General features: G+C 28.2%; 21 protein-coding genes. 14 read left to right on the forward strand and 7 right to left on the reverse strand.

All coding sequences use genetic code 11. The features are described from left to right. Positions 1-40 precede the first annotated feature (40 nt). The 7 genes from queC to accA all read left to right on the forward strand — a co-directional run bounded on the left by queC (position 41) and on the right by accA (position 5,489). Positions 41-724, forward strand: coding sequence for a 7-cyano-7-deazaguanine synthase QueC (gene queC / locus ALANTH_RS09895; protein WP_026808289.1), 684 nt, complete (start codon positions 41-43; stop codon positions 722-724). Further along, a complete protein-coding gene (locus tag ALANTH_RS09900; RefSeq protein WP_026808288.1) occupies positions 725-1,246 on the forward strand; it encodes a 6-carboxytetrahydropterin synthase in 522 nt (173 codons plus the stop codon). Then, entirely contained in the window at positions 1,239-2,003 is a 765-nt protein-coding gene (locus tag ALANTH_RS09905) for a 7-carboxy-7-deazaguanine synthase QueE (RefSeq protein ID WP_026808287.1), read from the forward strand. Before ALANTH_RS09900 ends, ALANTH_RS09905 begins: the two co-directional genes overlap by 8 nt. A 56-nt stretch (positions 2,004-2,059) precedes the next feature. Beyond that, the gene (gene fabG / locus ALANTH_RS09910; RefSeq protein WP_026804043.1) at positions 2,060-2,803 is read left to right on the forward strand and encodes a 3-oxoacyl-ACP reductase FabG; all 744 of its coding nucleotides are present in this window, start codon (positions 2,060-2,062) and stop codon (positions 2,801-2,803) included. Between the two features lie 94 nt (positions 2,804-2,897). Next, positions 2,898-3,128, forward strand: a complete 231-nt coding sequence (acpP, locus tag ALANTH_RS09915; RefSeq protein ID WP_026804042.1) for an acyl carrier protein — start codon at positions 2,898-2,900, stop codon at positions 3,126-3,128. A gap of 115 nt (positions 3,129-3,243) precedes the next feature. Then, complete coding sequence (locus ALANTH_RS09920; protein WP_026808286.1) at positions 3,244-4,503, forward strand: beta-ketoacyl-ACP synthase II; 1,260 nt, start codon at positions 3,244-3,246, stop codon at positions 4,501-4,503. A gap of 50 nt (positions 4,504-4,553) precedes the next feature. Next, positions 4,554-5,489, forward strand: a complete 936-nt coding sequence (accA, locus tag ALANTH_RS09925) for an acetyl-CoA carboxylase carboxyl transferase subunit alpha (protein WP_026808285.1) — start codon at positions 4,554-4,556, stop codon at positions 5,487-5,489. Positions 5,490-5,513: 24 nt separating this feature from the next. On the opposite strand, the gene ALANTH_RS09930 is transcribed toward accA, so the two are convergent. Continuing rightward, a complete protein-coding gene (locus tag ALANTH_RS09930; protein ID WP_026808284.1) occupies positions 5,514-5,852 on the reverse strand; it encodes a histidine triad nucleotide-binding protein in 339 nt (112 codons plus the stop codon). 201 nt (positions 5,853-6,053) lie between these two features. Here ALANTH_RS09930 and pheS point away from each other — a divergent pair, with 201 nt between their 5' ends. From pheS to efp, 7 genes are all read left to right on the forward strand, one after another. After that, positions 6,054-7,046: a phenylalanine--tRNA ligase subunit alpha gene (pheS, locus tag ALANTH_RS09935; protein WP_026808283.1), complete on the forward strand. Its 993-nt coding sequence runs from the start codon at positions 6,054-6,056 to the stop codon at positions 7,044-7,046. Further along, positions 7,043-9,361, forward strand: coding sequence for a phenylalanine--tRNA ligase subunit beta (pheT, locus tag ALANTH_RS09940; RefSeq protein WP_026808282.1), 2,319 nt, complete (start codon positions 7,043-7,045; stop codon positions 9,359-9,361). The genes pheS and pheT overlap by 4 nt, the downstream gene beginning before the upstream one ends. Before the next feature lie 11 nt (positions 9,362-9,372). Then, the gene (gene aroA / locus ALANTH_RS09945; RefSeq protein ID WP_026808281.1) at positions 9,373-10,653 is read left to right on the forward strand and encodes a 3-phosphoshikimate 1-carboxyvinyltransferase; all 1,281 of its coding nucleotides are present in this window, start codon (positions 9,373-9,375) and stop codon (positions 10,651-10,653) included. Positions 10,654-10,662: 9 nt separating this feature from the next. Further along, positions 10,663-11,499 carry a 4-hydroxy-3-methylbut-2-enyl diphosphate reductase gene (locus tag ALANTH_RS09950; protein ID WP_026804035.1) on the forward strand — a complete coding sequence of 279 codons (837 nt, stop codon included), beginning with the start codon at positions 10,663-10,665 and terminating at the stop codon, positions 11,497-11,499. 69 nt (positions 11,500-11,568) lie between these two features. Continuing rightward, positions 11,569-13,224, forward strand: coding sequence for a 30S ribosomal protein S1 (locus ALANTH_RS09955; RefSeq protein ID WP_026808280.1), 1,656 nt, complete (start codon positions 11,569-11,571; stop codon positions 13,222-13,224). A gap of 10 nt (positions 13,225-13,234) precedes the next feature. After that, on the forward strand, positions 13,235-14,821 hold the full coding sequence (gene serA / locus ALANTH_RS09960; protein ID WP_026808279.1) for a phosphoglycerate dehydrogenase: 1,587 nt from the start codon (positions 13,235-13,237) through the stop codon (positions 14,819-14,821). A 9-nt stretch (positions 14,822-14,830) separates the two neighbouring features. Next, a complete protein-coding gene (gene efp / locus ALANTH_RS09965; RefSeq protein WP_026804032.1) occupies positions 14,831-15,391 on the forward strand; it encodes an elongation factor P in 561 nt (186 codons plus the stop codon). Between the two features lie 90 nt (positions 15,392-15,481). Here efp and ribD read toward each other — a convergent pair whose 3' ends face one another. The 6 genes from ribD to thrB are packed head-to-tail and all read right to left on the reverse strand — an operon-like array spanning position 15,482 to position 21,136. Further along, a complete protein-coding gene (gene ribD / locus ALANTH_RS09970; RefSeq protein ID WP_026808278.1) occupies positions 15,482-16,489 on the reverse strand; it encodes a bifunctional diaminohydroxyphosphoribosylaminopyrimidine deaminase/5-amino-6-(5-phosphoribosylamino)uracil reductase RibD in 1,008 nt (335 codons plus the stop codon). Between the two features lie 12 nt (positions 16,490-16,501). Next, a complete protein-coding gene (gene rimP, locus ALANTH_RS09975) occupies positions 16,502-16,930 on the reverse strand; it encodes a ribosome maturation factor RimP (protein WP_026808277.1) in 429 nt (142 codons plus the stop codon). Then, the gene (gene rbfA / locus ALANTH_RS09980) at positions 16,927-17,295 is read right to left on the reverse strand and encodes a 30S ribosome-binding factor RbfA (RefSeq protein WP_026808276.1); all 369 of its coding nucleotides are present in this window, start codon (positions 17,293-17,295) and stop codon (positions 16,927-16,929) included. The genes rimP and rbfA overlap by 4 nt, the downstream gene beginning before the upstream one ends. Next, positions 17,295-19,961 (reverse strand): translation initiation factor IF-2, encoded by a 2,667-nt coding sequence (gene infB, locus ALANTH_RS09985; RefSeq protein WP_026808275.1) that lies wholly within the window; start codon positions 19,959-19,961, stop codon positions 17,295-17,297. Before infB ends, rbfA begins: the two co-directional genes overlap by 1 nt. Beyond that, on the reverse strand, positions 19,951-20,217 hold the full coding sequence (locus tag ALANTH_RS09990; RefSeq protein ID WP_026804027.1) for a DUF448 domain-containing protein: 267 nt from the start codon (positions 20,215-20,217) through the stop codon (positions 19,951-19,953). The genes infB and ALANTH_RS09990 overlap by 11 nt, the downstream gene beginning before the upstream one ends. 37 nt (positions 20,218-20,254) lie before the next feature. Further along, positions 20,255-21,136, reverse strand: coding sequence for a homoserine kinase (gene thrB, locus ALANTH_RS09995; protein WP_026804026.1), 882 nt, complete (start codon positions 21,134-21,136; stop codon positions 20,255-20,257). Positions 21,137-21,144 lie beyond the last annotated feature (8 nt).

Raw genomic sequence — 21,144 nt, forward strand, 5'->3', positions numbered from 1 at the left:
AAATTCAATACATTTTTTTATGACAAAAGGATTTTATAAAATGAATAATAATTTAAACAAAAAAGCAATAGTTATTTTAAGTGGTGGGATGGATTCTACTTTAAGTTCATATATAGCAAAAAAAGATGGTTATGAATTGATAGCTGTACATTTTAATTATGGACAAAGAACACAGAATAAAGAGTTAACAGCCTTTAGAGAAATTTGTAAAGCATTAAGAGTTGTAAATAAATATGAAATAGATATACCATTTTTTACACAAATTGGTGCAAATGCTTTAACTGATTTAAGTATTGATGTACCAACTGGTGGTTTAGAAGCAGGAGTTCCTATAACTTATGTTCCTTTTAGAAATGGTATTTTTTTAGCAATTACTGCTGCTATTGCGGAGAAAGAAAATGCAACTGCTATGTACATAGGAGTTGTTCAAGAGGATAGCTCAGGTTATCCTGATTGTACAGATAGTTTTATAAATTCTATTTCAAAAGCAATAAATGAAGGAACAAAAGAAGATACAAATATAGAGATTATTACTCCTTTAGTACACTTAAGTAAATCTCAAATTGTACAAAAAGCAGTTGAATTAAATGTACCATTAGAGCTTACTTGGTCTTGTTACAAAGAAGAAGATGAAGCTTGTGGAGTTTGCGATTCTTGCAGACTAAGATTAAATGGATTTTTAGAAGCAAATAAAAAAGATCCAATAAAATACAAGGATTTGTAAATGTGGAAAATATCAAAAGAGTTTGATTTTTGTTATGGACATAGAGTTTGGTCACAAACTTTAAATGTTGATTTTTCTCTTGATAGTTGTCTTATGTGTAGACACTTACATGGACATCAAGGGAAAGTAATAGTCCATCTTGAAGCAACTCAATTAAAAGATGGAATGGTTACAGATTTTAAACATCTAAATTGGTTTAAAGCATTTTTAGATGATGTACTTGACCATAAATTTATAATAGACATAAAAGATCCATTATTCTCAACAATTGTACCAAATATAAAAAAAGAAAATCTTATAAAATTTGATGATGGATACTCTATAATAGATTTAACACCATTTAAAAATGAATTTATAGAACTTTATGAAAGTTTCATCATTGTTGATTTTGTTCCAACAAGTGAGAATCTATCAGCTTGGCTCTTAAAAATTGTCCAAAATAAAATGAAAGAGATAAATATTAAAGTTTCACATATAGAATTTTTAGAAACTCCAAAAAGTAAAAGCACTTTTTATGCTTGAAATAAATGAAATTTTTGGTCCAACAATACAAGGAGAAGGCAAATTTGTAGGTTCTCCTTCAATATTTATTAGATTTGGAAAGTGTAATTTTTCGTGTGTTGGTTTTGGGGTGGAATATGAAACTCCAAGTGGTGTAAAGAAGTGTGCTTGTGATTCATATTATGCTGTTGATAAAGAGTTTAAAGATAATTGGGAAAAATATAGTTCACATTTAGATATTATCAATGAAGTTAATAAACTTATTGAAAATTCTAATTATGAATATAAAATTGATATTGTAATAACAGGTGGTGAGCCACTTTTATATTGGAATAAAATTGAGTTTCAAAAATTACTAAAATATTATATAGATAATAACCATAGAGTAACAATTGAAACAAATGCTTCTTTAGATATAAATATTAAAGAAGCATTTCAAAAAAAAATTATATTTTCTATGAGTGTAAAACTAAGTAATTCCTTAGAACCTTTAAAAAGAAGAGTAAACAAAAAAACATTAAAAAATATTTTAGAAAATACAAGTAAATCTTATTTAAAATTTGTAATAGGAAATGATTTTTTAACTCAAGCAATAGATGAAATAAAAGATATTTTAGATGATATCCCAAAATGTGAAGTTTATTTGATGCCTTTAGGAGATACATCAAAACAAATAGATGAAAACTCTATAAACGTTATAAATTTAGCTATAAAATACGGGTTCAAATACTCTGATAGACTTCATATTAGAGTTTGGAATAATCAAAGAGGCGTTTAATATAATATAAATATTGCTATAATTTAGCTTTATTCAAAAAATAGTAAGGATTAATTATGAAATTTTCTGGTGGAAATGTACTTATAACCGGTGCAAGTAGAGGAATTGGAGAGCAAATTGCAAAAACTTTAGCAAGTTATGGATTAAAGGTTTGGATTAATTACAGAAGCAAAATAGAAGAAGCACAAAGAGTTCAAGAAGAGATTGAAAAAAATGGTGGAAGAGCTGCAATAATAAAAGCAGATGTTACAAATGAAGAAGAATTTGTAAATATGATAAAAACTATTATTGATAGTGATGGAGAATTAGCATATTTAGTAAATAATGCAGGAATTACAAAAGATAAATTAGCTTTAAGAATGAGTGTTGAAGATTTTACATCTGTAATTGATGCAAATTTAACTTCAGCTTTTATTGGTTGTAGAGAAGCTTTAAAAGCTATGGGTAAAAAAAGATTTGGTTCTGTTGTAAATATATCTTCAATAGTTGGAGAAATGGGAAATCCTGGTCAAACAAATTATAGTGCATCAAAAGGTGGATTAAATGCAATGACAAAATCATTTGCAAAAGAAGCTGCAAGCAGAAATATAAGATATAATTCTGTTACTCCTGGTTTTATTCAAACAGATATGACAGATTTATTAAAAGATGAAGTAAAAGCAGAATATGAAAAGAATATTCCTCTTTCAAGATTTGGTCAAGCCACTGAAATAGCTGATGCGGTAGCATTTTTATTAAGTGATCATTCTAGCTATATTACAGGTGAAATTTTAAAAGTAAATGGTGGATTATACGTTTAAAATATTCTTTTTAGACATATAATTTTAAATTTTAAAAGAGTTTTTAAAAACTTTTTTGTATAATTAGCGGACAATTTTATTAAAGGAATTAAAAATGGCATTATTAGATGATGTAAAAGCAGTTGTTGTAGAGCAATTAGATTGTGATCCAGCAGAAGTTAAAGAAGATTCAAAATTCATCGAAGATTTAGGAGCAGATTCACTAGATGTTGTTGAGCTTGTGATGGCACTAGAAGAAAAATTTGAAATCGAAATCCCAGATGAAGAAGCTGAAAAAATCTTAACTGTTGGTGATGCAATAGCATACATCGAAAATAACAAGTAATTTTATACTTTGATTAAATGAAAGATTTTTTCTTTCATTTAAAATTTTTTCTATTGAGTTTTTATTATAAAAATTGAATAATTAAAATAAATACTAATATATTGGAGCATATTTGATGAAAAGAGTTGTTATTACAGGTCTAGGTACTATAAATTCTACGGGACATAGCGTAAATGAATCGTTTAATGCAGTTGTAAATGGTGTTTGTGGAATAGACAAAATAACACTATTTGATACAACTGATTTTACTGTACAAATTGCAGGAGAAGTTAAAAATTTTGACCCAGAAACTGTAATGGATAAAAAAGAAGTTAAAAAAGCTGATAGATTTATCCAATTAGGTATAAAGGCTGCTTTAGAAGCTATGATTGATAGTGGATTTGTAAATAGTGAAAATAAAAAAGTAGATTCTAGTATTGCAGATAGATTTGGAATTATTTCAGGTTCTGGAATTGGTGGTTTATCGACAATTCAAAAAAACTCTACAATATGTGATACAAGAGGTTCAAGAAAAATATCTCCATTTTTTATTCCATCTTCTTTAGCAAATATGTTAAGTGGTTTTATATCTATCGAGCACAATTTAAAGGGTCCTTCTTTAAGTCATGTTACAGCTTGTGCAGCTTCAACTCATGCTTTAAGTGATGCTGTTAAAACTATTATGCTAAATGGAGCTGATAGAATTTTAGTAGTTGGGGCAGAAAGTGCTATTTGTGGTGCTGGAGTTGGTGGATTTGCTGCTATGAAAGCATTATCAACAAGAAATGATGATCCTAAAACTGCTTCTCGTCCTTTTGATACAGATAGAGATGGTTTTGTTATGGGAGAAGGTGCAGGTGCATTAGTAGTTGAATCTTTAGAAAGTGCTTTAGAAAGAAATGCAAAAATATATTGTGAAATAGTTGGTTTTGGTGAAAGTGGAGATGCAAATCATATTACTTCTCCAGTTATTGATGGTCCATTAAGAGCTATGAAAGCAGCTTTTGAAATGGTGAGAAATATAACTGGTGAATATCCAAAAATTGACTATATAAATACTCATGGAACTTCAACTCCTGTAGGAGATAAAAATGAAACAGCTGCAATTAAAGAATTATTTGGTGGAAAAGAAAAATGTCCACCAGTATCTTCTACAAAAGGTCAGATAGGACATTGTTTAGGAGCTGCAGGGGCTATCGAAGCTATTATGACAATTAAAGCTTTAAATGAAGGTATTATCCCTCCAACAATAAATGTTATAAACCAAGATCCAGAATGTGATTTAGATGTTGTTCCAAATATAGCAAGAAAATCAGAACTAACTACAGTTATGAGTAATAATTTTGGTTTTGGTGGAACAAATGGTTCTATAATATTTAGAAAATATACAAAATAAATCTATACCTTAAAGGGCTAAAATAAAGCCCTTTTTTTTGAGGAAAAAAATTGGCAACTTACTTAGAATTTGAAGAAAAAATCAAAAAAATTGAAGAAGAGATAATAATCGCTAAAACAAAAGCTGATGAACATGCAGTTGAAATATTAGAAAAAAAACTAGAAAAAGAAGTTGAAAAAACTTTTAAAAATTTAAATGATTATCAAAAACTTCAATTAGCAAGACATCCTGATAGACCATATGCACTAGATTATATTTCAGGGATTCTTACGAATGCTTATGAAATTCATGGAGATAGACACTTTGTAGATGATCATGCAATAGTTTGTTATCTTGGTTTTATAGGTAAAGAAAAAGTCTTAGTTATTGGAGAACAAAAAGGTCGAGGAACAAAAGAAAAATTAAAAAGAAATTTTGGTATGCCAAACCCTGAAGGTTATAGGAAAGCTTTAAGAGCTGCTCAAATGGCAGAAAAATTTCAAATTCCAATTTTGATGCTAGTTGATACTCCCGGTGCATATCCTGGGCTTGGAGCTGAAGAGAGAAATCAAAGCGAAGCTATTGCTAAAAACCTATTTGAATTTGCAAATCTTACAACTCCAACTATTTCAGTTGTAATAGGAGAAGGTGGAAGTGGAGGTGCTTTAGCTATTTCTATTGCAGATAAACTTGCTATGATGAGATATTCAGTTTATGCAGTGATATCTCCAGAAGGCTGTAGTGCAATTTTATGGAATGATCCTACTAAAGTTGAAACAGCAGCACAAGCATTAAAAATAACAGCTGAAAATTTAAAACAATTGAATTTAATTGATGATGTTGTAAATGAGCCATTAATTGGTGCTCATAGAAAAAAAGATGAAGCTGTAATGGCACTTAAAGAGTATTTTTTAAATTCACTTGAAGAGTTAAAAAAACTAACTCCACAAGAACGACAAGCTAAAAAATATCAAAAAATAATGAACCTTGGTTCATTTCAAGAGTAAAAGCTAAACTAAAAATAGTTTAGCCTACTCTCTTTCTCTTACTAATCTTCCAACTTTTTCCCCACCTATTAGATGAAAGTGTAAATGTGAAACTTCTTGCCCACCATCTTCACCAATGTTTGTAATCATTCTATAGCCACTTTTATCAATATTTAATTCTATTGCAATTTTTTGAATAAATTTTGTCATATTTAACATTATACTTGGGTCAACAAATTGGAATGAATCAAAATGAACTTTTGGTATAACTAAAACATGAACTTTCCTAGTTGGATTAATATCATGAAAAGCTATAAAATCATCTTCTTCTAATACAATCTTACTAGGAATTTCTTTATTTACAATCTTACAAAAAATACACATTTTATTCTCCTTTTAAATTGTTTCAATTAATAGAAACATTATATTTCGTAACTACTTGTTAAAAGTCAATTATTTTAAAATATCTTTAAATCAAGGCTTTACTTAAAGTTCTATTATAACCAAACTCTAATAAAGTATTAGATACAATGCCCATTTTAAATTATAGAAATATTGAATAAATTTAGAATTAGGAAAATAAAAGTGAATCTTTGGATTGAAAAAATACAAAATACAAAAACACTTGAAGATTTAGAGAGTGTAAGAGTCGAAACATTAGGTAAAAAAGGTGTTTTGACTATAGAGTTTGCAAAAATGAAAGATATCCCAAATGAAGAAAAAAAATCATTTGCTGAAAATTTAAACAAACAAAAAGAAGCTATAACAAATGCTATTGAAGAAAAGAAATTACAGCTAGAAAAAGAGAGCTTAAATAAAAAATTAGAATCTGAAAAGATAGATGTTACGAAATTCAACAATGAACTATCTTGTGGCGCTGTTCATCCAGTTGCAGAGACTATGAATAGAATTATAACTTATTTCCAAAATCTAAATTTTGCAATAGAAGAAGGACCTCTAGTAGAAGATGACTTTCATAACTTTCAAGCTTTAAATCTTCCAGAATATCATCCAGCAAGAGATATGGCAGATACTTTTTACAACAAAGATTATACACTTTTAAGAACTCATACTTCACCTGTTCAAATAAGAACAATGCTTTCTCAAAAAGCTCCAATAAGAATGATTGCACCTGGTACTGTTTTTAGAAGAGATTTTGATATAACTCATACTCCAATGTTTCATCAAATAGAAGCATTAGTGGTTGATGAAGCTGATAAAATATCATTTGCAAATTTAAAACATGTATTAGTTGAATTTTTACAACATATGTTTGGAGAAGTTGAAGTTAGATTTAGACCATCATTTTTCCCATTTACAGAACCAAGTGCAGAAGTTGATATTTCTTGTGTTTTCTGTAAAGGCAGTGGTTGTCGTGTTTGTTCACAAACTGGCTGGCTTGAAGTCTTAGGTTGTGGAGTTGTTGATCAAAATGTTTTTGATGCAGTAGGATACACAAATAAATCAGGTTATGCTTTTGGTTTAGGAATTGAAAGATTTGCAATGTTAATCCATAATATTGGGGATTTAAGATCTTTATTTGAAAGTGATTCAAGATTATTAGGACAATTTAGATGATTATTACAAAAAACTGGTTAGAACAATTTATAAATATTTCTTATTTAAGTATTGAAGAAATTTGCAAAACTTTAAACTCAATAGGTTTAGAAGTTGATAGTGTAAATAAGATATCAATTGCACCAAAAGTTGTAGTAGGTAAAATATTACAAAAAGAGAAACATCCAGATGCTGATAAATTAAATATTTGTCAAGTTGATCTAGGAGAAAAAACTGAACAAATTGTTTGTGGAGCCTCAAATGTTGAAGAAGGACAATTTGTAGCTGTTGCTACTGTTGGTTCTATTTTAGGTGATTTAAAAATAAAAGCTGCCAAACTAAGAGGAGTTGAATCAAATGGTATGATTTGCTCTTCTACTGAACTAGGTTTACCTAAATTAAATGATGGAATTATAGTTTTGGATGATTCTATTGGCGAACTTATCTTAGGAAAAGAATTAAAAGATTATTCTACTTTAAATGATACAATTATTGAAATTGGACTTACTCCAAATAGAGGAGATTGTTTAAGCATTTTAGGAGTAGCAAGAGAGTTGAGTGCTTATTATGATCTTCCTTTAATAGAAATAGAAAAACATATAAATTATCACGAATTAAGTATTGGTCAATTGTTTGATATAAATAGTAGCAATATTGACTCATTTATAGCTTATAAAGCCATTGATTTTTCTGCTTTTAAATTAGATTTAATTACAAATTTGAGAGTAGCATCTATTGGAAAATTTAAGAATAATAGCCATATAAAAAATTCATTACACTATGTAACACATTCAACAGGTGTTATATTTAATGCTTATTCAAAAGAAAAAGCTACCTTAAAAAATGAACTTTATGTTTTAGATCTAAAGAAAAATGGTTTAGGTTTTGATAGTGTATATTCACAAGGTGAAATATTAAGTACTATTGGAGTTGAACACAAAGATTTTGAAGATAATTGTAAAGATTTTTTAGTTGAAGCTTCATATATAAATCCTGAAGTCATATCAAAAAAAGTTTTTGAAACAAAAGTTAAAACAAGTGATGTTTTTTATAAATCTTCAAGAGGAAGTGAACCAAATTTAGAATTTGGATTAGAATATTTTTCTAACTTTGCATCAAAATTAGGAGCAACTATATATTCTGGAACAAAAGAGTTTTTAGAGGATATTGAAAAAACAACTTTAAGTATAAGTGTACGTAAAATAAACTCTATTATTGGAGAAGAAATTGATAAATTTGAAATTGAAAAAATTTTAACTTCTTTAGATTTTGAAATAAAAGAGTCTTTAGATGATATTTTACTAATCAAAGTACCTTTATATAGACATGATATAAAAAATGTTGCAGATATTGCTGAAGAGGTTATTAGAATAATTGGGATTGATAAAATACAAGCAAAACCATTAGCAATAGATGAAGTAAGAAGAGTTAATAAAACTTCAAATGATTTACTTAAAAAAAATAAAATAAGAGCAAAAGCTATTGAAAATGGTTTTTTTGAAACTCTTACATATGTATTCACTTCAAAAGAAGGTTTAGAGAAATACGGATTTAAAACTGTAAAAGATGAATTTGATTTAATAAATCCAATAGTAAAAGAGCTAAATACATATAGAACGACTATGCTTCTAAATTTGGTTGAAGCTTGTTCAAACAACTTTAAAGTTGGTGCAAAAAAAGCATCTTTCTTTGAAATTGGAACAGTTTTTGATGAAAATAGAAATGAAAGCAAAAAAGTTTCATTTATATATAGTGGTGCAGCAGAAATTGAAGATGTTAGTAATGCTGGTAAACCAAAAAATATAGATTTCTTCTCATTTGCTAAAAAAGTTTTAAATACTATTGGACAATTTGATTTAGAACCAATGATCAAAATTGACAATAACTTTATTCATCCATATCAAAATGCAAATATTTTAATAGATGGAAAGGTTATTGGTTATATATGTAAACTTCATCCAAATGTAGCTAATGATTTTGATTTAAGTGATACTTTTATTACTGAAATAGACTTTGATAGTATAAAAAATGATTTAGTAAAAGTAACTTCTTCTTCAAAGTTTCAAGTTTCAAGAAAAGATTTGAGTATCATTGCACCAAAATCTTTAGAATTTAAAGAGATAAAAAAAGCTATTGATTCTTTAAATAATAGTATCATTAAGCAATACAATTTAATAGATATTTATAGTGATGATAAATTAGGTGATAATGAAAGTTTAACTATAAGATTTATTTTACAAAGTGATGAAAAAACTTTAGAAGATGAGGATATAAACTCTATTATTAATTCTATTTTAGATGTACTAAAAGAAAAATTATCAATTACTCTTAGATAAAAAGGAAAAAAGTGGAAAGCTTCAACATCAAAAAATTGGTAAAACCTTTTGATATTACAATATCAAATATTGCAAGTGATAAATCAATCTCTCATAGATGTGCGATGTTTTCACTTTTTTCAAATAAAACTTCATATATAAAAAACTATCTAACAGCTGAAGACACTCTAAATACTTTAAATATTGTAGAACGACTAGGTGCAAAAATAAAAAGAGATGGGAGTAGTGTAGAAATAACTCCAAAAGAAGTTTTAATTGAACCAACAGATGTCCTTGATTGTGGAAATTCTGGAACAGCTATGAGATTATTTTGTGGATTCTTAGCAAGTGTTGATGGAAGTTTTATCTTAACTGGAGATAAATATTTAAGAAGTAGACCAATGAAAAGAGTTGCAGATCCATTAAGAAATATTGGAGCAAATATTGACGGAAGAGAAAATGGTAATAAAGCACCTCTTTTTATTCGAGGAGTAAAAGAGCTAAAACCATTTGTATATCACTCTCCTGTTGATTCTGCACAAGTAAAATCAGCTATGATTTTAGCTGCACTTAGATCTTCTGGTATTTCAAAATATAAAGAAAATGAATTAACACGAGATCATACAGAAAGAATGTTAAAAGGTATGGGGGCAACTTTAGAGTATGATACTGAAGGATTTATAAATATTCATCCTTTAAAAGGTCATTTAAAACCTCTAAATATAACTGTTCCAACAGATCCATCATCTGCATTCTTCTTTGCAGTAGCAGCTGCAATTACTCCAAATTCTAGAGTTTTAATTAAAAATGTTACTCTAAATCCTACAAGAATTGAAGCTTTTGTAGTTTTAAAAAAAATGGGAGTTACAGTAAACTTTATAGAAACAGAAAATATTTATGAACCAATTGGAGATATTGAAGTAATTTATAATGAACTAAATGGTGTTGAAGTAAATACAAATATATCTTGGCTAATTGATGAACTCCCAGCATTAGCTATAGCTATGAGCTTAGCAAAAGGAAAATCAAAAGTTTCAAATGCTGAAGAACTTAGGGTAAAAGAGAGTGATAGAATTAGTGCTGTTGTAAATAATCTAAAACTTTGTGGAGTTAATTTTACAGAATTTGAAGATGGTTACGAGATAGTGGGTGGAACTTTACAAAAAGCTACAATTAACTCTTATGGAGATCATAGAATTGCCATGAGCTTTGCAATTGCTGGATTAAATTCTGATATGTATATAGAAGATATAGATTGTATTGAAACATCTTTCCCAAATTTTAAAGAGATTCTAGACTCTTTATATAATTAAGGAACTATTTTGAAAATAGAATTAGCATCAAATTATGGTTTTTGTTTTGGAGTAAAAAGAGCAATCAATATAGCACAAAAATATACAAATTCTGCAACAATGGGACCACTTATTCATAATCAAGATGAGATAAATAGATTAAAAAATGATTTTAATGTTGGTCTATACTCAAATTTAAATGATGTAAAAGACAATGACACTGTTATTATAAGAACTCATGGTATTCCAAAAGATGATTTAAAGAACCTAAAAGCAATGAATACAAAAGTTATAAATGCAACTTGTCCATTTGTAACAACACCCCAAAATATTGTAAAAGATATGTCAAAAGATGGCTACTCAATACTTATCTTTGGAGATAAAGAACATCCAGAAGTAAAAGGAGTACAATCTTATGCTTCAGATTTAGATGATGTCTTTATTGTTTTAGGTGTAGAAGATTTAGAAAAAATCACTTTTAAAAATAAAAAAATTGCTTGTGTTGCACAAACAACAAAAAAGAAAGAAACTTATTTAGAAATAGTTAACTATCTAATTTTAAGAAATAAGGAAGTAAGAGTATTCAATACAATTTGTGATGCAACTTTTGAAAATCAAGATGCAGCAAGAGATATATCAATAAAAGCAGATGTTATGATTGTAATTGGTGGTAAAAACTCTTCAAATACAAAACAATTACACTCTATCTGTCTTGAAAACTGTACTGATTCATACTTAGTTGAAAATGAAAATGACTTAAATGTAGCTTGGTTTACAAATAAAGAGTTCTGTGGAATAACAGCAGGTGCAAGTACGCCAGATTGGGTAATTCAGAAAGTCGTAAATAAAATAAAAAGTTTTAAGTAGGTAATTTAAGCCTTTTTTTTGTATAATCGTCCTATTTTAAATAAAACTGGTAAACAAGAAGGTACGAAAATGCATATGGATGATATAGATTTAGGTGAAGAATTTGACTTTGAGCAACTACTTAATGAATCTTTTGAACAATCAGAGAATAACTCTGTTGTAGATGGTGTAATTGTTGAAATTACAGATGAAAAAGTTTTAGTTGATGTAGGACAAAAGATTGAAGGACTATTACCTTTAAATGAGATAACTATTAACGGTGAAGTTAAATATAAAGTTGGGGATACAATTCCTGTAATGCTTATGGGAAGTAAAGGTGAAAGACCTAATATCTCACACAAAAAAGTTTTACAAAAAGAAAAATTTGATAACTTTATAAAAGCTAATGGAGATGACTTTGAAGATGTAACAATCGAAGGTAAAGTTGTAGCTATTAAACAAAAAGGTGGCTTTACAATTGAAGATTCAAACGGTTGTGAATACTTTATGCCACTTGCTCAATCATACATGAAAACTCAAGGTGCACTTGGAAAAACTGTAAAAGCTAAAGTTATTAAAGTAAATAAAAATCAAAGTTCAATAATAGTTTCAAGAAAAAAACTAATTGAAGAATCAAAATTAATCAAAGATACTAAAGTAAATGAGATTTTAGAAAATACATCTCCTATTAATGGAATTGTGAAAAAAATAACTTCTTATGGTATGTTTGTTGATTTAGGTGGAGTTGATGGTTTAGTAAACTATAATGAAATATCTTATAAAGGACCAGTTAATCCTGCAAATTATTATAATGAAGGTGATACTGTTTCAGTTGTTGTATTATCTTATGATAAAACTAAACAACATTTAAGCCTTTCAATTAAAGCTGCTTTATCAAATCCTTGGGAAGAAATAAAAGATAAATTAGAAGTTGGTGATACTATAACTGTAACTGTTTCTAATTTTGAATCTTATGGAGCATTTGTTGATTTAGGAAATGATATAGAAGGTCTTTTACATATTTCAGAACTTTCTTGGAATAAAAATATTAAAAATCCTAAAGAGATTTTAAATATTGGTGATGAAATAAATGTTGAAGTTATTGAATTAAACTTTGACCAAAAAAGATTAAGAGTATCTTTAAAAAATCTTCAAGAAAAACCTTTCACAAAATTTATAAACTCTCATAAAGTTGGAGATGTATTACAAGGTAAAGTTGCTACTTTAACTGAATTTGGTGCATTTGTTACTTTAGGTGAAGTTGATGGTTTATTACATAATGAAGAAGCATCTTGGGAGCCAAATGCAAAATGTAAAACTTTATTCAAAAAAGGTGATGAAGTTGAAGTTAAAATTATCAAAATAGATAAAGAGAAAGAAAATATTTCACTTTCAATAAAAGATATTGCAGAATCTCCAGCTAAAAAATTCCAAGACAACTATAAAGTTGGTGATATCATCAAAGGTAGTGTAAAAGATAAAAAAGATTTTGGAGTATTTATAAAACTTGAAAATAATCTTGATGGATTAATTCGAAATGAAGATTTTGGACCATTAAATGTTGAAGAAATTAAAAATGGTGATGAAGTTGAAGCTGTAATTATAAACATTGATACTAAAAAAAATAGAGTTAGATTATCTGTAAAAAGATTAGAGCAACAACAAGAAAGAGAGATGTTAAGATCTGTAAATGATGACTCATCTATGACTCTTGGTGATATTTTAAAAGATCAAATAAATAAATAGGATTTTTAGAATGAATAAACATACAATTGTAGTTTGTGATCATATTCATGAAGCTGGTTTAAATATTTTACAAAATACAGAAGATATAAATTATGTATATGCAGCTGATATTGATAAAACAAAATTATTAGATATTATAAAAGATGCAGATGTTGCTATTACTAGATCTTCAACAGATGTTGACGAAAAGTTTTTAAATGCTGCAACAAATTTAAAAGCTATTATTAGAGCTGGTGTTGGTTATGACAATGTTGATATAGATGGTTGTAGTAAAAGAGGAATAATTGCAATGAATGTTCCAACTGCAAACACTATAGCAGCAGTTGAACTTACTATGGCTCATATGCTTTCTTGTATGAGAAAATTTCCTTATGCACATAATCAATTAAAAATTGATAGAGTTTGGAAAAGAGAAGATTGGTATGGAAATGAACTTTATGGAAAAAAACTAGGAGTTATTGGTTTTGGGAATATTGGTCATAGAGTAGCTTTAAGAGCAAAAGCTTTCGAAATGGATGTTATCACTTATGACCCATATATTCCTTCAACAAAAGCAACAGATTTAGGTATAAAATATACTACAAATTTTGATGATATATTATCTTGTGATATTATCACTATTCATACTCCAAAAAACAAAGAAACTATTGATATGATAAGTTTTGATGAGATTAAAAAAATGAAAGATGGAGTGGTTTTAATAAATTGTGCTAGAGGTGGATTATATAATGAAGAAGCACTAGTAGAAAATTTAAAAAATGGAAAAATTGCAATGGCTGGGATTGATGTATTTAAAAAAGAACCAGCTATTAATCATCCAATTCTTGATTTACCAAATGTGACTGTAACTGCACACTTAGGTGCAAATACTAAAGAATCACAAAAAGAAATATCTATTCAAAGTGCAAATAATGCTATTGAAAGTGCAAGAGGAATAGCATATCCAAATGCTCTTAATCTTCCAATAGATGAGAATAAAATACCTACTTTTGTTAAACCATATATTGAACTTACTCAAAAAATGGCATTTTTACTAGCACAAATTAGTAAAAGTGAGATTAGAGCTATTGAAGTTAATGCAGAAGGGGAATTAGGTGAATATGTTGATTCACTACAAACTTTTGCAAGTGTAGGAGTACTAAGTGTTAGTTCAGGACTTAGTGTAAACTATGTAAATGCAAACTTTATAGCTAAAGAGAAAGGTATTGATTTAATAACTAAAAATTCAGAAAATTGTAATGGTTATAAAAATAAAGTTACTATTAAAATAACAACTTCAAAAGGTGTTAAAACTATTTCTGGAACAGTATTTGGAGATGAAGCTCAAAGAATTATAAATATTGATGGATTTGTTCTTGATGCTGAACCAAAAGGTAAAATGATTATTATGAAAAACAAAGATATTCCAGGTGTTGTTGGCAAAGTTGGTAATATCCTTGGTAACAATGGAATTAATATAGCTGATTTTAGATTATCTAGAGGAAAAGAAGGTATTGCCTTAGCAGTTATATTAATTGATGAAAAAGCTACTTCAAAAGTAATTGCAGAACTTGATAATCTTGAATCATCAATTGCTATTGCTTATGCTGAAATTTAAGGAGAATATATGGCAATTGGGATGAGTGAATTAAAAAAAGGTCTAAAAATTGAAGTTGATGGTATTCCTTATAAAATTACTGAATATCAACACGTAAAACCTGGAAAAGGTGCAGCATTTGTTAGATGTAAAATTAAATCATTTTTAAATGGTAAAGTTATTGAAAAAACTTTTCATGCTGGAGATAAATGTGAAACTCCAAATTTAGTTCAAAAACAAATGCAATTTTTATATGACGATGGTGAACTATTACAATTTATGGATACAACAACATATGAACAAGAAGGACTTACATACGAACAAGTAGGTGAGGCTTTTGATTGGATTATTGATGGAATGCAAGTAGATATGATGTATTTCAATGGTAAAGCTATAACTGTTGAACCACCAATGGTTGTTGAATTAAAAATCACTGATACTCCACCAAACTTTAAAGGTGATTCTCAAGGTGGAAGAAAACCTGCTACTTTAGAATCTGGTGCAGTTGTACAGATACCTTTTCATATTTTAGAAGGTGATGTAATAAAAGTTGATACTAGAACTGGTGAATACCTAGAAAAAGTAAAATAAAAATTAAATTTATATTCTTTTTTAACCCAAGTCTTTATGATTTGGGTTTTTTTATGCCTATTTTAATCTCAAAGATATATAAGTTTGATATTAAAAATTTCTTTTTAGAAAAATTATCTTTTCATCGCCCAAATAGTTTTCATGTAAAATTTTAAAATCTAAATCAATTTCATTTAGAGCATTTAACCCATTTCTAATCTTTGGATTTACAAGTAGCACTATAAAATCTATCTTATCTTTTAATATTTCAAGAAGATTATAAACTCCTTCAATCATAATAAACTTATAATCAAGTAATTTAAACAAATCATCTGAAACTATAACTTTTCTATTAGGTACAGTAAAAAGTGGTATATTTTGGCTAAAAATCTTATTTCTACTATATATAAATATATCTGGATTTTTTCCATATACATATCTAGTATCTAAATTTGGCTTATCAGTTCTTACAGTATTACCACCAATCATAAGGAGGTCTATTTTATCTCTTAAAGTATGTACATAAAGTTTTGTTCTGTGGCTTGATATTTGCCCATCAATCATCCCATTTAAAGTTTGTGCCATTTTAAAAAATATGCAAGTTTTATTTTGCCAAGTTTTAAAAGGAAAAATTAAATCTTCTCCATCTTTCTTTAAAACTCCTTTTACAACTTCAATATTTTTATTTTTTAAAGTTTCTATACCACCACTTGCTTTCTTATTTGGATCTTCTACACTAATAATAACTCGTTTAGGATTTAAAATTGAAAGTAAAAAAGCACAAGATGGAGTTTTTCCTATATGATTACAAGGTTCCAATGTTACAAAAATATCACAATCTTCAAAAAAACCATTATGATTTTGAATCAAAAAATTATGTATATCAGATGAATTATTTTTTATCTTTAAAATTGAATTTGGTTCTTGTGTTAAAAAAGCAGTCTTTAGAGCATTTATTTCAGCATGAGGCAATCCAGCTTCCTTGTGCGCTTCTATAGCTAAAAGTTTACCATTTTTTACAATCACACAACCAACTGCTGGATTAGGATAAGTTATAAGTTGATATTTCCAAGCCTCATCAATGGCTAATTTCATATAGAAATTATCATCAATTTTCATTTAATAGCTTTCTTACCACTCAAAATATGTTGATGCACTTAAGATATTATCGTAAGTTAATTCTTCTTCTCCAAACTCTGTGAGAATTACTATTTTTTCTTCATCAGCTTTTAGAAGTTTACCTTTAAACACCTCTGTTTCAAGATTTTTAACCTTTATGAGTTCTCCTACACTAGCTATATAATGCTCTTTTTTCTTTAATTTTCTCTCAATTCCAGGAGAGCTAACTTCAAGATTATAAACTCCATTCATTGGCTCTTCAATATCTAAAATTGGAGATATCATTCTAGAAACTTCTGCACACTTATCAAGATTTACACCATCTGGAGAAGTTACAACAACTCTAAAAATATTTCTATCATTTTCCCTTACTGTAACAATATCATAAAGTTTTAAACCATTATTTTCAACTATTAATTTGATTTGTTCTTCTAAATTCATTCTTGTTCACTCTTTATTTTTTTATCTTTTTTTATTTGAGCAAATAAATCTTCAAGATGCTTAGATTTTTCTAAAGTTGTATCTACTTCAAATTTAAAATTTGGACATTTATACCAACCTGTACTTGCTAGTACATCACTTTTTATTCTACCATTTGCTTTATTTAAAGCTTGAATTACAGCTTTTGTCTCTTCTTTATCAAAATCACTTCCATCAAAGTAAACAATAGCATCATATTTACCATTTTTACAATTAACTCCAGTAATTGGTAATGAGTTAATTCTTGTATCAGCTAATTGTGACAAAGCTTGTGGAATTAACTCCATCAATAAAGATTCTGTTCTTTGAAGATTGATACTTTTCATTAGTCGTCTATTGAAACTTTCTCTTCTATTTGAATGAATGTTTCAATATAATCTCCAACTTTAATATCATTGAATTTTTCAAACATAATCCCACATTCAAATCCATTTACAACTTCTTTAACATCATCTTTAAATCGTTTTAATGATGATATTTTACCTGTATATGTAACAACTCCATCTCTAATAATTCTAGCATGACCACCACGAATAACTTTCCCATCAGTTACTAAACACCCAGCAACCGTTCCAACTTTTGGAACAACGAATGTATCTCTAACTTCTGCTTGTCCAGTATTTTCTTCTCTAATAACTGCACTCATCATTCCAGAAAGAGCATCTTTTACATCATCAAGTAAATCATAAATTATTGAGTATGTATTTATTTCAACTCCATCAGCTTTTGCTTTTGCTTTTACTGTACCAGTTGGTCTTACATTAAATCCTAAGATAATACAACCTTCACTAGCACTTGCTAATACAATATCAGACTCTGTAATACCACCAACAGCAGCATGAACAACTTTTACTTTTACTTCATCATTTGCTATTTTTTCTAAAGAACCTTTAATAGCTTCTAATGAACCTCCAACATCAGCTTTTATGATAACTGGTAATTGTTTGATTTTCCCTTCGGCTATTAATCCGCTCATTTCTTCAAGTGAAACTTTAGTAGATTTTGATAACTCTTTAGCTCTAGCATGTTCAGCTCTAGTAGTAGCTATATCTCTTACTTCTTTTTCAGTATCCATAGCAACCATACTAGAACCAGTAGTAGGAACTTCATTCAAACCTAAAACTGTTCCTGTTTCACTTAATCCTAATTCTTTTACAATTTCACCCATATCATTTGTAATAGCTTTTACTCTTCCAAATGTAGTATCACAAACAATATTATCCCCAACTCTTAAAGTACCATTTTGAACAATAATATTTGCAACAGGCCCTCTTCCTTTTTCTAAAGATGCTTCTATAACAGTAGCTTTTGCTTTTGCACTTGGATCAGCTTTCAATTCTAATAGTTCTGATTGAATTAAAATGTTTTCTAATAAATCTTCTATTCCATCACCAGTTCTAGCTGAAACAGGAATAAATTCAATATCTCCTCCCCAATCAACAGGTGTTAGATTTTTTTCAGCCATCTGTGCTTTTACCATATCTGGATTTGCAGATTCTTTATCCATCTTATTCATAGCTACAATTATTGGGCAACCACTAGCTTTCGCATGAGAGATAACCTCTTCTGTTTGCATTTTTACACCATCATCTGCAGCAACAACTATTATAATAATATCTGTAACATTTGCACCTCTTGTTCTCATAGCAGAGAATGCTTCGTGACCTGGAGTATCAACAAAAGTAATCTTTTGTCCATTTTTTGTAACTGTATATGAAGTTATATGTTGAGTAATTCCACCAGCTTCACCAGCAGCAACTTTTGAACTTCTAATTTTATCTAAAAGTGATGTTTTACCATGATCAACATGTCCCATTATTGTAACAACAGGTGGTCTAGTTACAAAAGAACTTGTATCAATCTCTTCATCATAACTTTCTTCGTAATTCACATCTTCTAAAGCATCTTTAACTGTTACATCTATTCCAAACTCTTCTCCAAGAATTTCTAATTCATCTTGTTTTAAAAAGTCATTTTTTGTAACCATCATTCCTAAGCTAAATAAAACTTTTATAACTTCAGCTGGAGATTTACCACAAGCTTCAGCAAATTCATATACTCTTATATCTTCAGGAATTGTTACATTTTTTATTTCAACTTTTTCTTGTGTTCTTACAATTCTTTTCTTTCTTTTCCCTCTTTGAAGTCCTGTTGGAGTATTCCCAAATGCAGCTGGTTTTGAACTTCTTGAATGATTTGTAGTATTTACAGGTTTTGGTTCATCAAATATCTTATATGTATCACTTAAATCCATATCAAGTAAAACTACTTCTTCTCCTAAAAGTGAATCATCACTACTTGAAAATTCATCATAATCTCTAGCAACTTCTAATTTTTTTCCATGGTCTTGAGCTCTTACTGCAGTTTTTTTCTTCTCTTTTTTTATTCTTTGTCTATTTAATTCTTCTTGACTTTGAGTTCTTACTTGTTTTTCATTTATAGTAGAGTTATTATCATCATCTCCAAATATATCACTTAAAGATTTTAAAGGTTTTTTGTTTACAACTTCTTGAGTAACTTTAGTTTCTACTTCTTCATTTGGTCTTTTCTTCTTGATAATCACCAAACCTTTTCTTTTTGGAACTATTTTATTTTGGTTCTCTTGTATATCTGATTCATTTAAAATTGAATCATTCGCTGAAGTTTTTAAATTTGGTTTTGCAATTACTGGTTTTTTAACTTCAACTTTTTTTACTATTTCTTTAGATTTAACTTCTATTTCTTCTGTTTTTGATACTTCTGTATCATCATCTAAATTATCTTCTTTAATTTTTTCTTTTTTCTCTTTAGTTACTTTTGGCGTAGATACTTTTTTCAGTCTTGAACTTTTACCAGTCATAATATATTGCGTAATCTCTTCCGCATCTTCAAATGATACAGTTGCTTGTGCTGTTTTTAAATCTATCCCTAACTCTTTTGCTTTTTGCATTACTTCAGCACTAGTTGAACCAGCTTCTTCTGCAATCTCAAAAACTCTTACTTTATCTGACATCTGTTAGAATCTCCTTAAGTTGTATAACATACTCATCTTTATTTTTACACTCTTTACAAAGTGATTTTTCATATCTCTTACTATCTTTTACATTATCTAAACTCAAACTGCAAGGTTTACAAATATAAAAGCTTCTTCCAAAATTATCATAAAGTGACAATTTTTTATTTAAACATTTCAATCTTATTAGCTCTTTTTGCTCTAATTTTGCTCTACAAAATATGCAAGTTCTTAAGATTTTTTTTAAATTAGCCAAACATTATACCTAAATTTTTCTTAATCGTAAAAAATTACTAAATTTCAATTTTTACACCATAGTTATCAAAATCTACAGTAAATACTCTAAAATGAGGAAATTTTTCTTTTAGTGCTTGTTCAATTTTAGGTGCATCTTCACTATAAGCGATAGAAAACAGTGTTGAACCCGAACCTGATAATGTACTCATTAAAGAACCACTTCTTAAAGAAGTTTTTTGAACCTCAAAAAGTTCTGGCATATGTTTCATTCTATATTTTTGATGAATTACATCTTGTGAAGCATATTTTAGCATATCCCAATTTTCACTCATAAATGCTGCTGTTAAAAGTGATGAATGAGATATATTAAATACTGCATCTTCTTTTGAATATTTAAAAGGAAGTGTTTTTCTTGATAATTGGGTTGAAATAGGTCTATTTGGTACAACTATTACAGCTTTTAAACTTTTTGGTATAGATTTATTTATATATTTAACTTCATTTTCTTGAACACAAGCAACATTAAATCCACCCATAACTGCTGGAGTAATATTATCTGGATGATTTTCATAAGCCAAAGATAAATTTAATAATTTACTTTTATCTACCTTTATACCTTCTATTGCATAAGCACTTGCTATTGCTGAAACAATAACTGCTGATGAACTTCCTAATCCACGAGACAATGGAATTTCATTAAAAAATTCAAATCTAAAATGCCTTTTTTTCTGTGTTAAATTATAGTAAAAATCATTAAAAATTGATATAAACATATTATTGTCTTTTAGTGCAGGATTATTAGAACCTTCACCTTTTAATGATACACTATGAAATTTTGAAGGCTTTATTATTACTTGATTTTTTAAACTTACTGCTAAACCTAAACAATCAAATCCTGGCCCTAAATTTGCACTTGTAGCTGGAACGCTTACTCTCAAATATTCTC

Source organism: Aliarcobacter lanthieri (genome assembly GCF_013201625.1).
GTDB classification, from domain to species: domain Bacteria; phylum Campylobacterota; class Campylobacteria; order Campylobacterales; family Arcobacteraceae; genus Aliarcobacter; species Aliarcobacter lanthieri.